At 45.8% G+C, this 12,087-nt stretch carries 17 protein-coding genes and 1 pseudogene; all 18 read left to right on the forward strand.

All coding sequences use genetic code 11. The features are described from left to right. Positions 1-13: 13 nt before the first annotated feature. Positions 14-454 carry a 50S ribosomal protein L15 gene (gene rplO / locus AB1L08_RS08235; RefSeq protein WP_413064192.1) on the forward strand — a complete coding sequence of 147 codons (441 nt, stop codon included), beginning with the start codon at positions 14-16 and terminating at the stop codon, positions 452-454. Further along, a complete protein-coding gene (secY, locus tag AB1L08_RS08240) occupies positions 454-1,746 on the forward strand; it encodes a preprotein translocase subunit SecY (protein WP_413064193.1) in 1,293 nt (430 codons plus the stop codon). Before rplO ends, secY begins: the two co-directional genes overlap by 1 nt. A gap of 47 nt (positions 1,747-1,793) precedes the next feature. Next, positions 1,794-2,444, forward strand: coding sequence for an adenylate kinase (locus AB1L08_RS08245; RefSeq protein ID WP_413064194.1), 651 nt, complete (start codon positions 1,794-1,796; stop codon positions 2,442-2,444). Then, positions 2,444-3,190, forward strand: coding sequence for a type I methionyl aminopeptidase (gene map, locus AB1L08_RS08250; RefSeq protein ID WP_413064195.1), 747 nt, complete (start codon positions 2,444-2,446; stop codon positions 3,188-3,190). Before AB1L08_RS08245 ends, map begins: the two co-directional genes overlap by 1 nt. 15 nt (positions 3,191-3,205) lie before the next feature. Next, on the forward strand, positions 3,206-3,541 hold the full coding sequence (locus tag AB1L08_RS08255) for a KOW motif-containing protein (protein ID WP_413064196.1): 336 nt from the start codon (positions 3,206-3,208) through the stop codon (positions 3,539-3,541). Continuing rightward, on the forward strand, positions 3,519-3,737 hold the full coding sequence (infA, locus tag AB1L08_RS08260; protein ID WP_018708754.1) for a translation initiation factor IF-1: 219 nt from the start codon (positions 3,519-3,521) through the stop codon (positions 3,735-3,737). The genes AB1L08_RS08255 and infA overlap by 23 nt, the downstream gene beginning before the upstream one ends. A gap of 33 nt (positions 3,738-3,770) precedes the next feature. After that, positions 3,771-3,884, forward strand: a complete 114-nt coding sequence (gene rpmJ / locus AB1L08_RS08265) for a 50S ribosomal protein L36 (protein WP_016205879.1) — start codon at positions 3,771-3,773, stop codon at positions 3,882-3,884. Between the two features lie 18 nt (positions 3,885-3,902). Beyond that, the gene (gene rpsM, locus AB1L08_RS08270) at positions 3,903-4,268 is read left to right on the forward strand and encodes a 30S ribosomal protein S13 (RefSeq protein ID WP_413064197.1); all 366 of its coding nucleotides are present in this window, start codon (positions 3,903-3,905) and stop codon (positions 4,266-4,268) included. Between the two features lie 22 nt (positions 4,269-4,290). Next, positions 4,291-4,680 (forward strand): 30S ribosomal protein S11, encoded by a 390-nt coding sequence (rpsK, locus tag AB1L08_RS08275; protein WP_413064198.1) that lies wholly within the window; start codon positions 4,291-4,293, stop codon positions 4,678-4,680. A 161-nt stretch (positions 4,681-4,841) separates the two neighbouring features. Further along, the gene (locus tag AB1L08_RS08280; RefSeq protein WP_413064199.1) at positions 4,842-5,786 is read left to right on the forward strand and encodes a DNA-directed RNA polymerase subunit alpha; all 945 of its coding nucleotides are present in this window, start codon (positions 4,842-4,844) and stop codon (positions 5,784-5,786) included. Positions 5,787-5,833: 47 nt separating this feature from the next. After that, positions 5,834-6,196: a 50S ribosomal protein L17 gene (rplQ, locus tag AB1L08_RS08285; RefSeq protein WP_413064200.1), complete on the forward strand. Its 363-nt coding sequence runs from the start codon at positions 5,834-5,836 to the stop codon at positions 6,194-6,196. A gap of 249 nt (positions 6,197-6,445) precedes the next feature. Beyond that, a complete protein-coding gene (locus tag AB1L08_RS08290; protein ID WP_413064201.1) occupies positions 6,446-7,285 on the forward strand; it encodes an energy-coupling factor ABC transporter ATP-binding protein in 840 nt (279 codons plus the stop codon). Then, positions 7,261-8,133 carry an energy-coupling factor ABC transporter ATP-binding protein gene (locus AB1L08_RS08295; RefSeq protein ID WP_413064202.1) on the forward strand — a complete coding sequence of 291 codons (873 nt, stop codon included), beginning with the start codon at positions 7,261-7,263 and terminating at the stop codon, positions 8,131-8,133. Before AB1L08_RS08290 ends, AB1L08_RS08295 begins: the two co-directional genes overlap by 25 nt. Then, positions 8,130-8,927 carry an energy-coupling factor transporter transmembrane component T family protein gene (locus AB1L08_RS08300; RefSeq protein WP_413064203.1) on the forward strand — a complete coding sequence of 266 codons (798 nt, stop codon included), beginning with the start codon at positions 8,130-8,132 and terminating at the stop codon, positions 8,925-8,927. The genes AB1L08_RS08295 and AB1L08_RS08300 overlap by 4 nt, the downstream gene beginning before the upstream one ends. Positions 8,928-8,945: 18 nt before the next feature. Next, positions 8,946-9,698: a tRNA pseudouridine(38-40) synthase TruA gene (truA, locus tag AB1L08_RS08305; RefSeq protein ID WP_413064204.1), complete on the forward strand. Its 753-nt coding sequence runs from the start codon at positions 8,946-8,948 to the stop codon at positions 9,696-9,698. A gap of 157 nt (positions 9,699-9,855) precedes the next feature. After that, positions 9,856-10,293: a 50S ribosomal protein L13 gene (gene rplM, locus AB1L08_RS08310; protein WP_413064205.1), complete on the forward strand. Its 438-nt coding sequence runs from the start codon at positions 9,856-9,858 to the stop codon at positions 10,291-10,293. 22 nt (positions 10,294-10,315) lie between these two features. Beyond that, positions 10,316-10,708, forward strand: a complete 393-nt coding sequence (gene rpsI / locus AB1L08_RS08315; RefSeq protein ID WP_413064206.1) for a 30S ribosomal protein S9 — start codon at positions 10,316-10,318, stop codon at positions 10,706-10,708. Positions 10,709-11,791: 1,083 nt separating this feature from the next. Beyond that, positions 11,792-12,087, forward strand: a pseudogene (locus AB1L08_RS08320) (RNA-guided endonuclease TnpB family protein); the annotation flags it as partial.

The raw sequence follows: 12,087 nt of genomic DNA on the forward strand, positions 1-12,087 counted from the left end.
GGAGGTGCCCATCATGAAACTGCATGAGTTAAAACCTGCTCAAGGAGCCCGCAAAGCACGCAGCCGTGTGGGACGTGGAATCGGCTCCGGCAACGGAAAAACAGCCGGCAGGGGACATAAAGGACAAAATGCCCGTTCGGGCGGCGGAGTGCGGCCGGGATTTGAGGGTGGTCAAATGCCTTTATTCCAGCGTTTGCCAAAACGCGGCTTCACAAATATCAACCGCAAGGAATATGCCATTGTGAATCTTGACGCCCTCAACCGCTTTGAAGACGGCACGGAAGTGACTCCGGAGCTTCTCATCGAAACAGGGGTTGTCAGTAATGAAAAGTCCGGTATCAAAATTCTTGCGAAAGGCAACATCGAGAAAAAGCTGACTGTAAAAGCGAATAAATTCTCCTCTGCCGCTAAAGAGGCCATCGAAGCCGCCGGCGGAACTGCAGAGGTGATTTAATGTTCCGGACAGTCTCCAACCTTTTGCGTGTGAGGGATATAAGAAAAAAGATTATTTTTACCTTGTTAATGCTTGTCGTTTTCCGAATCGGGGCGTTTATCCCCGTGCCCAATGTAGATTCCGATGTGCTTAAATTGCAGGACCAGGCAAGTTTGTTTGGTTTTATGAATATTTTTGGCGGAGGTGCCCTCCAAAACTTCTCCATTTTTGCGATGGGCATTATGCCATATATCACGGCTTCCATCATTGTGCAGCTTCTGCAAATGGATGTCGTGCCCAAATTTACTGAGTGGTCGAAGCAAGGTGAAGTGGGACGCCGCAAGCTGGCACAGTTTACCCGTTACTTCACCATTGTATTAGCGTTTATTCAAGCAATCGGCTTGTCTTTTGGCTTTAACCGGATGACACAGCTTCAACTTATAAAAAACCCTGGATTTGGCACGTATATTACGATTGCCATCGTCCTGACCGCAGGAACGGCGTTCCTGATGTGGCTGGGCGAGCAAATTACGGCAAATGGCGCCGGCAACGGAATTTCCATTATTATTTTCGCCGGAATCGTCGCGGGCATTCCCAATGCAGTAAACCAAATCTATGCAACGCAATTTGAAGGTGCAGGAGAACAACTATTCATTCGAATTGTCGTCATGCTGCTCATTCTGCTCGCTGTCATTGCAATCATTGTTGGCGTCATATTTGTCCAGCAGGCACTGCGTAAAATTCCGATCCAATATGCAAAGCGCATGGATGGACGCAGCCCTGTCGGCGGGCAAAATACACATTTGCCGTTAAAGGTAAATGCTGCTGGGGTCATTCCAGTCATCTTCGCAAGCGCGTTTATGGTTGCACCGCAAACAATCGTGACATTTTTTGGCTCAGGTGACATTGTCAGTACGATTCAATCATTTTTTGATCATACCAAGCCTGTAGGAATGGCCATTTTTGTCATCCTGATTGTCGCCTTTACTTATTTTTACGCCTTTGTTCAGGTGAATCCCGAACAAGTTGCTGAAAATTTAAAGAAACAGGGCAGTTATATACCAGGTATACGTCCGGGGAAAAACACGCAGGAATACTTGACGCGCGTACTTTACAGACTGACGTTTGTCGGGGCGCTGTTCCTTGCTTTCATTTCCATTCTGCCTGTATTTTTTATTAAATTTGCCAACTTGCCGCAGGCAGCCCAAATTGGCGGAACCGGATTGCTCATTGTTGTCGGTGTTGCGCTTGAAACGATGAAACAACTGGAAGCTCAGCTTGTAAAGCGCCATTACAAAGGGTTCATTAAATAACATGCGGGCAAGCATAGGCCCGGGTGGATGCAGAGGGGCGATTTTGAATGAATTTAGTGTTAATGGGACTTCCTGGTGCCGGAAAAGGTACGCAGGCCGATAAGATTGTTAATAAATATCAAATTCCTCATATTTCAACAGGAGATATGTTCCGGGCAGCCATGAATGAGGGTACGGAGTTGGGGCTTAAAGCGAAATCCTTTATGGATAAAGGAGAACTCGTTCCCGATGAAGTTACGATCGGCATCGTTCGTGACCGTTTAAGCAAAGCAGATTGCGAACAAGGCTTCCTTCTTGACGGTTTTCCCAGAACAGTGCCACAAGCAGAGGCCCTTGAAGACATATTGTCTGAACTTGGAAGAAAAATCGACTATGTCATCAATATTGACGTAGATAAAGATATATTGATGGAGCGCTTGACCGGCCGCCGAATTTGCAAAGAATGCGGCGCCACTTATCATCTCATATTTAATCCGCCAAAAGAGCCGGGTGTATGTGACCGTTGCGGCGGAGAACTGTATCAGCGCCAAGATGACCACGAGGAAACCGTCCAAAACAGACTCGACGTTAATGTGAAACAGGTGCAGCCGCTTCTGGATTTCTATTACGGGAAAGGCTATTTGAAAAACATCAATGGCCAGCAGCATATTGATCAAGTATTTTCAGACATTGATGCGCTTTTAAAGGATTTGAAATAATGATTATTACAAAAACCCCCCGAGAAATTAAATTAATGAGAGAAGCCGGTCGAATTGTTGCCATGACTCATCAAGAGTTGCAAAAGCATATTCAGCCTGGCATTACGACGAAGGAACTGGACAACATTGCCGAAAGATTTATCAGACAACATGGTGCACATCCTTCTTTTTTAGGCTATAACGGATTTAGCGGGAGCATCTGCGTATCCGTCAACGAGGAGCTTGTCCATGGCATACCCGGTGACCGTGTTCTAAATGAAGGCGACATTGTCAGCCTCGATATCGGGGCCCAATATAACGGGTATCACGGTGATTCGGCTTGGACATATGCAGTGGGCAGGATCAACGATGAAACGCAAATGCTGCTCGACGTAACGGAGAAATCTCTATATATGGGCTTGGAACAAGCCAGGCCGGGCGCTCGTCTTTCAAATATTTCTCATGCGATACAAACATTTGTGGAAGCAGAAGGTTTTTCCATTGTCCGTGAGTATGTAGGGCATGGAATTGGTCTAAGCTTACATGAAGATCCGCAAATTCCCAATTATGGTCCACCTGACAAAGGACCCCGCTTGAAACCCGGGATGGTGCTGGCCGTTGAGCCGATGGTCAATGCGGGAAGCCGCTACGTTAAGACGCTTCCGGACAATTGGACTGTCGTAACAGTTGACGGGAAAATGTGTGCGCACTTTGAACATACAATAGCCATTACGGAAACAGGTTTTGAGATTTTAACAAAACTGTAAGCGCAGGTGATCTCGTTGAATGAGTCTGACTCGAGTCCCCAAATCGGCCAGGTTGTCTATATTCATAAAGGGCGGGATGCCGGCCAATACGCGATCGTCATCCAGCGGATGGATGACAAATTCGTATTGATCGCGGATGGGGACAAAAGAAAATTTGACCGTCCCAAAAAGAAGAACATTCAACATCTTCAGTGCTATGACTATATTAATGAGGAAGTGCGCAGAAGCATGTTGGAAACCGGGCGGGTCACCAATGGGAAGTTGCGATGGGCTCTTGGAAAGTTTGTGGAAGAGGTTTTGGAAGTCTTAGAGAAGGGAGACGGGTTTGATGGCGAAAGAAGATGTCATTGAAGTGGAAGGCAAGGTAGTGGATACTTTGCCAAACGCCATGTTTAAGGTAGAATTAGAAAATGGCCATACGGTGCTTGCGCATGTATCGGGAAAAATCCGCATGCACTTCATTCGTATTTTGCCTGGTGATAGAGTAACTGTGGAACTTTCTCCATATGATTTGACGCGGGGAAGAATCACATACCGCTTTAAGTAGTGCACTTCAGGCTGTTAAGGAGGTTTTAAAAAAATGAAAGTAAGGCCATCAGTCAAGCCGATCTGCGAGAAGTGCAAAATTATCCGTAGAAAAGGCAAAGTTATGGTAATCTGTGAAAACCCGAAACATAAACAAAAACAAGGATAATAAGGAGGTGCACACATCGTGGCACGTATAGCTGGTGTAGACATTCCACGTGAAAAGCGCGTCGTTATTGCGCTCACATATATTTACGGTATCGGAAAAAATACAGCCGCCGATATTCTCAAAGAAGCGGGAGTTTCCGAAGATACACGTGTAAGAGACTTGACGGATGACGAGTTGGATAAAATTCGTAATATCGTTGACGGCTTAAAGGTTGAAGGAGACCTTCGCCGTGAAGTATCATTGAACATTAAACGCCTCATGGAAATCGGCTCTTACCGGGGGCTTCGCCATCGCCGCGGACTGCCGGTACGTGGACAAAACACGAAAAACAACGCACGGACCCGGAAAGGTCCCCGTAAAACGGTAGCGGGCAAGAAAAAATAGCAAGTAAAGGAGGTTATATACAATGGCACGTAAAACAAATACTCGCAAACGTCGTGTAAAAAAGAATATAGAAACAGGGATCGCTCACATTCGCTCCACATTTAATAATACAATCGTAACGATCACGGATGCTCAGGGAAATGCTGTTTCCTGGTCTTCAGCCGGTGCACTCGGTTTTAAAGGCTCCCGTAAATCCACTCCATTTGCTGCCCAAATGGCTGCAGAAACGGCTGCGAAAGCTTCCATGGAGCATGGCATGAGAACTTTGGAAGTGACCGTAAAAGGCCCGGGTGCAGGCCGCGAAGCAGCGATTCGTGCTCTCCAAGCTGCCGGCCTTGAGGTAACGGCCATCAGAGACGTGACACCCGTTCCTCATAACGGATGCCGTCCGCCAAAACGTCGTCGTGTATAATGAATTTGTATAAATTCTGTATTACCTGTCTATAATGGGGTACTATATGAATTTATGATTAAATTCAACTTGTTCCTCATCGGGTTGTTGCACGGACAAATGTTTCATGGGGGAATTTCGGGCAGCCGGAATTTCGACGTTTTGAAGGAGGGTATATGTGAATGATCGAGATTGAAAAGCCGAAAATAGAAACGATTGAGATCAGTGATGATGCTAATTATGGAAAGTTCGTTGTCGAACCGCTTGAGCGTGGGTATGGTACAACTTTGGGTAACTCCTTGCGTCGTATTCTATTATCCTCACTCCCTGGTGCAGCGATCACCTCGATACAGGTCGAAGGGGTACAGCATGAATTTTCAACCATAGAAGGTGTCGTCGAAGATGTTACCTCTATCATCCTTAATCTTAAGAAACTAGCTCTGAAAATTTATTCTGACGAAGAAAAAACGTTGGAAATTGATGCACAAGGCGAAGGCGAAGTAAAAGCATCGGACATTATGCATGACAGCGATGTAGAAATACTAAATCCCGATCTGCATATTGCCACGCTTGCCGAAAACGGCAACTTCCGTGTACGCATGACAGCAAAAAAAGGCCGCGGGTACACTCCTGCTGATATGAACAAGCGCGACGATTTACCGATTGGCGTTATACCGATTGATTCGATTTATACACCTGTATCGCGCGTCAATTATCAAGTGGAAAACACGCGAGTCGGTCAAATGACAAACTACGATAAGCTGTCGCTGGACGTTTGGACGAACGGAAGCATCAGCCCGGAAGAGGCCATTTCCCTTGGAGCCAAAATTTTAACCGAGCATTTAAATATTTTCGTCGGGTTGACGGATGAAGCCCAGCATGCTGAAATCATGGTGGAAAAAGAAGAAGATCAAAAAGAAAAAGTCCTCGAAATGACGATTGAAGAACTTGATCTCTCCGTCAGATCGTACAACTGCCTGAAGCGGGCCGGCATTAATACGGTTCAGGAGCTGGCGAACAAGACCGAAGAAGACATGATGAAGGTAAGAAACTTGGGAAGAAAATCTTTGGAAGAAGTAAAAGGCAAGCTGGAAGAGCTGGGGCTTGAACTTCGAAAAGACGAATAAAAGAGATATAACATAGCGAATATGCCACAACAAAGGAGGGAAACGACATGTCTTATCGTAAATTGGGACGTACAAGCGCAGGGCGCAAAGCCATGCTTCGCGACTTGGCAACGGACTTGATTATTAGCGAACGGATTGAAACAACAGAAGCGCGTGCAAAAGAACTTCGCTCTGTTGTCGAGAAAATGATCACTCTTGGAAAACGCGGAGATTTGCATGCCCGCCGGCAAGCAGCCGCCTTCATCCGCAAAGAAGTGGCAAATGCCGAAGAAAACCAGGATGCATTGCAAAAACTGTTTTCCGATATTGCCCCCAGGTATGCAGAACGCCAAGGCGGCTATACCAGAATCATGAAGCTCGGACCACGCCGTGGAGACGGAGCTCCAATGGTTATTATTGAATTGGTTTAATCCAAAAGAAACATTACAGGGCAGGGCGTACGTCTATTGCCCTTTTTCTTTAAACGTGAGAAACATGAAAGCTTAAAAGAGCGTTACGATAGGCACGTTTTTTGTGACCCTGTCTAGCTCCATGCACCTTCTCCCTCTGTCATCAAGGATGAGGCACCGGTCCGGCCGGTGCCCGGAGCAAGGTGCAGGCTTTTTTCTGTTTATGGGCTTCATGCAGAAAGCGTTAATGTGCAAGAGGAGGGGCAAGAGATGGCGAAACCGGTGATTTCCATTCAAAATATTTCTTTTCGCTACGAAGGCCAGGAATCGTACGCCTTAAAAGACGTATCTTTTTCTGTCACAGAAGGCGAGTGGCTTGCCATTGTGGGCCATAACGGTTCGGGAAAATCGACGCTTGCCAAAATTTTAAACGGGCTGCAATTTCCCGAAAAAGGCATGGTCAAGGTTCAGAATCTTCCTTTAAGTGAAGAGACAGTTTGGGATATCCGCCGCAAGGTTGGAATGGTATTTCAAAGTCCGGATAACCAGTTTGTCGGCACAACTGTACAAGATGATGTGGCTTTTGGGATGGAGAATAACGGTGTTCCGCATGAAGAAATGACCGTACGTGTAGAAGAGGCGCTCCAACGGGTGCATATGTCCGACTTTCTCAACCAGGAGCCGCATCATCTTTCCGGAGGCCAGAAACAGCGCGTCGCCATTGCCGGCGTCATTGCTCTGAGACCGGATGTCATTATATTGGACGAAGCAACATCCATGCTTGATCCGCTTGGGCGGGAAGAGGTGCTTCAGACCGTAAGGGAATTGAAAGATGAGCAAGGGCTGACCGTCATATCGATTACGCATGATTTGGAAGAAGCGGCCAGGGCAGACAGGATGATCGTCATGAACCGGGGCCGGGTGTATAAAGAAGGGAAGCCCAAGGAAATCTTTGAACTGGAAGAAGAGCTGGTCACTCTTGGGCTTGATATTCCCTTTCCTGTAAAAATGAGCCATACGTTAAGAAAAGCGGGTCTTCCCTTGCCGCAATTGTATTTGACAGATGAAGAGTTGGTGAATGATTTATGGAAATTACACTTCAAAAAGTAGAATATAAATATTCGGCCAACACGCCGTTTGAACGCCTCGCCATCCAGGATATCAACCTGCACATCAAGGAAGGCTCGTTCGTTGCCTTGATCGGTCATACCGGCTCCGGAAAATCTACCATTCTCCAACATTTGAACGCATTGCTGCAGCCGACAAAAGGGAAGATTACCATCGGCGAAAGAACGATCACAGCGGGAAAAAAAGAGAAGAACCTGCGAAGCATCCGGCAAAAAGTCGGGATTGTTTTTCAATTTCCCGAACATCAGCTCTTCGATGAAACCGTTGAAAAAGATATTTGCTTTGGGCCGATGAATTTTGGCGTTTCCGAGGAAGAAGCGAAGAAAAGGGCAAAAAGACTGATCGCAGAAGTCGGCTTGCCGGAAGACATTTTGCACAAATCCCCGTTTGATCTTTCCGGCGGGCAAATGCGGCGTGTCGCCATTGCCGGAGTATTGGCGATGGATCCGGAAGTATTGGTGCTGGACGAACCGACAGCGGGGCTTGATCCGCGCGGCCGGACGGAAATTATGGAGATGTTTTACCGTTTGCATAAGGAAAAGGGCCTGTCTACCATTCTAGTAACGCACAGCATGGAAGATGCGGCCAAATATGCCGATGAAATTGTCATCTTGCATAAAGGGCGTGTACAAAAAATCGGTGAACCGAGAACCATCTTTTCCAATCCGGAAGAGCTGCTTGAACTTGGGCTGGATGTTCCCCAAGTCGTCAAATTTCAATACCAGCTTGAGCAAAAAATGAATAAAAAGCTCAAAAAAACATGCCTGTCCATCGAGGAACTATCCGAACTGCTGGCAGAACTGAAAGAGGGAGGCGGCATGCTCCCATGATGGAAAAAATGATTTTTGGGCGTTATATTCCCGGTGACTCCATTATTCACATGCTGGACCCGCGAACAAAGCTGCTGTTTGTGTTCGGATTTATTGCTGTCGTTTTTTTGGCGAATAATACACTGACATATGGATTGCTTGTTGCTTTTGTCTTCATGCTGATCCTTTTGTCAAAAATGAATATCAAGTTTTTAATCAATGGTTTAAAACCTGTCATCATTTTGATTATCTTTACTTTTTTCCTGCAGCTCTTTTTTAACAAAGAGGGAGATGTCATATACAGCCCCGGCAAGGTTCACATACATGAAGAAGGCCTGCGGCAGGCGATCTTTATTTCGATTCGCTTCTTCCTGCTCGTGTTTGTCACGACGTTGCTTACGCTGACAACAACGCCGATCACATTGACGGACGGACTTGAGAGCTTGATGAAACCGCTCAAGAAAGTCAACTTCCCGGTACACGAATTGGCATTGATGATGTCCATTTCATTGCGCTTTATCCCAACGCTTATGGATGAAACGGATAAAATCATGAAAGCGCAAATGGCCAGGGGCGTTGAATTTTCCAGCGGTCCCATCAAGGATAGACTGAAAGCCATTGTACCGCTTTTGATTCCTTTGTTTGTCAGTTCATTCAAACGGGCCGAAGAACTGGCGACCGCCATGGAAGCAAGGGGGTATCGCGGGGGAGAAGGCCGGACGAAATACCGCCTGCTGAAATGGCACGCGCGTGACATGCTGGCGGGTTGCGCATTCATCATACTCACGATACTGTTAATCACATGGAGATCATGAAAATGGGGATCAAGGGAAATGCAGCGTTATAAAGGAACGATCGAATATGATGGCTCCGGCTTCTCCGGCTACCAAATCCAGCCGAAAGGGAGGACGGTCCAGGAAGAAATTGAAAAAGTGTTGAAAAAAATGCATAAAGGACGCCATGTTCCAGTTACCGCTTCCGGCCGTACCGATGCGGGCGTACATGCGCGCGGACAGGTCATCCACTTCGACTCCGGGCTGTCGCTGCCTTCAGAACGGTGGGTGAAGGCGCTGAACAGCCTGCTGCCGGATGATATTTCACTTTTGAATGTGGAAGCGGCCGCACCCGAATTTCACGCCCGTTACGACGCAGTCGGGAAAACGTATAAATATTTCCTGTACAACCGCGAGGCAAGGGATCCTTTTAAACGCCATTATTATGCCCATGTCCGCGGCAAGCTGGATATTGGCCGAATGAGAAAAGCGGCACAATTTTTGGCAGGAACCCATGATTTTACAAGCTTTTGTTCGGCCAAAACAGAAATGACGAACAAAGTGAGGACCATTTCCCGCCTTGAAATTGATGATCGCCATCCTGAACTTGTATTTACGTTTACCGGGAACGGTTTTTTATACAATATGGTGAGAATTATGGTAGGAACGCTTTTGGAAGTAGGCACAGGAAAACTTGATCCGCAGGATATTCCGGACATTTTGGCTGCAAAAGACCGCAGGCTGGCCGGGAAAACGGCCCCTGCCCAAGGACTCTATTTGTGGGAAGTGTATTACGAAAAGCTTCCGGAGTGATAACAACCTTTCCTGGCGTCCAAGTTTTTCTTGACTTCATTTGCCAAAACAGATAAAATATCCTATGGTATTCTTTTTTCAATTCCACGATAAGCCCCGGAAACTTATTGTGATGAAAATAACAACAGCTCATTTTTTGAAAATTGGAGGGTAATAAATGCGTACTACGTATATGGCTAAAGCCGGAGAAATCGAGCGTAAATGGTACGTTGTAGACGCTGAAGGCAAAACGCTTGGCCGTCTTGCATCTGAAGTGGCGAGCATTTTGCGCGGCAAACATAAACCAACATACACACCTCATATTGACACAGGCGATCATGTGATTATCATTAACGCTGAAAAAATCGAATTAACAGGTAATAAATGGAGCGACAAAATGTACTACCGTCATTCAGGATACCTTGGAGGCATCAAGCAAAGAACTGCTCAGGAAATGAGAGAAAAACAACCGCAAAAAATGCTTGAATTGGCCATCAAAGGCATGCTTCCAAAAGGACCATTAGGACGTCAAATGTACAGAAAACTTCATGTCTATGCAGGACCGGAACATCCACATCAAGCACAACAACCGCAAACTTACGAGCTTCGCGGATAATTTAAAGGGAGGGCAATTTATTTTGGCACAAGTTCAATACTATGGTACAGGCCGCCGTAAAAGCTCTGTCGCCCGCGTACGCTTAGTACCCGGCGAAGGCCGTATCGTTATTAATAATCGTGAAGTAGAAGAATACATTCCATTCGCGGCTTTGCGCGAAGTCATTAAACAGCCGTTGGCAGCAACTGAAACATTGGGCAACTACGACGTATTGGTCAATGTAAACGGCGGCGGATACACAGGACAAGCGGGAGCCATCCGTCATGGCATCGCCCGTGCATTGCTTCAAGCAGACCCTGAGTTCCGTGCGCCACTAAAACGTGCAGGTCTCTTAACTCGTGACCCACGCATGAAAGAACGTAAGAAATACGGTCTTAAAGGCGCGCGTAGAGCACCGCAGTTCTCGAAGCGTTAATATATTACGTTTCAAGGCTCTTTTCACTTCGGTGGGAAGGGTCTTTTTTGTGTTGTTGATAAACTGGGGAGCTCTGCCCTGTAAGGAATTAGTAAAAGGGGTACCTCTGCATTGCCCACAAGCGGTGAAAGTGTGAGTTACCGGTCAAAGCATTGTCTGTTCATTACCCGTAAAAGGAAAAGGAGGATGCCCCACGGTAAAAGGGGTGCCTCTGCATTGCCCGCAAGCGGTGAAAATGTGAGTTGCCGGAAAAAGCATTGTCTGTTCATTACCTGCAAAAGGCAAAGGAGGATGTCCCACGGTAAAAGGGGTGCCCCTGCATTGCCCGTGAGAAGTAAAAAATGCAGATAACGGTAAAAGCATATCTTTGCATTATCATTTACAGGAAATAAATGGCGCATGTCCATCACCCTCAAAATATTAACAATCATAATCTATGTAAATGGGGTGGGTGTATTTAGCCTATATAAAATATCTTTGGTGCCTGTCTCCTATTGGTGTTAAATTTTGCAATAAAACTCTCCTAATCGTCTTTTTGGACTGAATGACTTTGCACCACTCATGTACACGTTTAGTGGTAATTTTCTCATTTGGAAAAAGAAGCTTTAATTCCGCAACATTCCTCAGAATGGCATCGTCAAGTTTTTCCACGCTCTCGCAGTTACAGCATACAATTTTGCTTTCAGTGGAATGAACACGAAATGAGTGGCATGTTGCGCAAGTAATTCCTTTTTGCAGCAGGTCATAATCATAAGTTGGTAATCGATGATATGGAGATTCATCTTGATGCTGCTTAATTAAAAAACCAGCTAGACTTTTATGTTGGCCATTTAGTTTTGAAGGTATTTTATTGAATGATTGAATAAAACGATGAAGTTGTGTTGGAAAAATAAACGGGATATCTAAGGGGGCTTGGTATAGAGTGAATTCGGGGTTTACGAACGACTGGCAGAAGGCCCGGCATTTCAATGCCGGGATGAATGCCAGAAACATAGATTCAAATAAAGATGAAAAAGCTCTTGTTTTTATTTTTTAAATATTGTATCATTAATATAGAATGTATGTTCGGAGGTCCGGGTAATTATGGCGAAAAAGGGTCCCCGCTATGTCGTTGAACTATTCCTCAAAACGGAGATTTTTCAAGTTCATATATTAGAAAAACGCCTTGAAATCGGACGCCATATTTATAACGCCTGCAAGCAAAAAATGCTGGATCACATTCAACAAATGAGAAAAGATGAAACTTATCAATTTTGGCTCAAGCAAGAAAAATCGAAAACACGAACAAAGAAATTAAACGAAATCCGAGAGGCATATGATGTCAGCAAAACCGGTGCGGAGCGCATCGTCAAGAATATGGGAAAACACTTCCTTGGCAA

It is taken from the genome of Siminovitchia jepli, from assembly GCF_047228825.1.
GTDB lineage: Bacteria > Bacillota > Bacilli > Bacillales > Bacillaceae_C > Siminovitchia.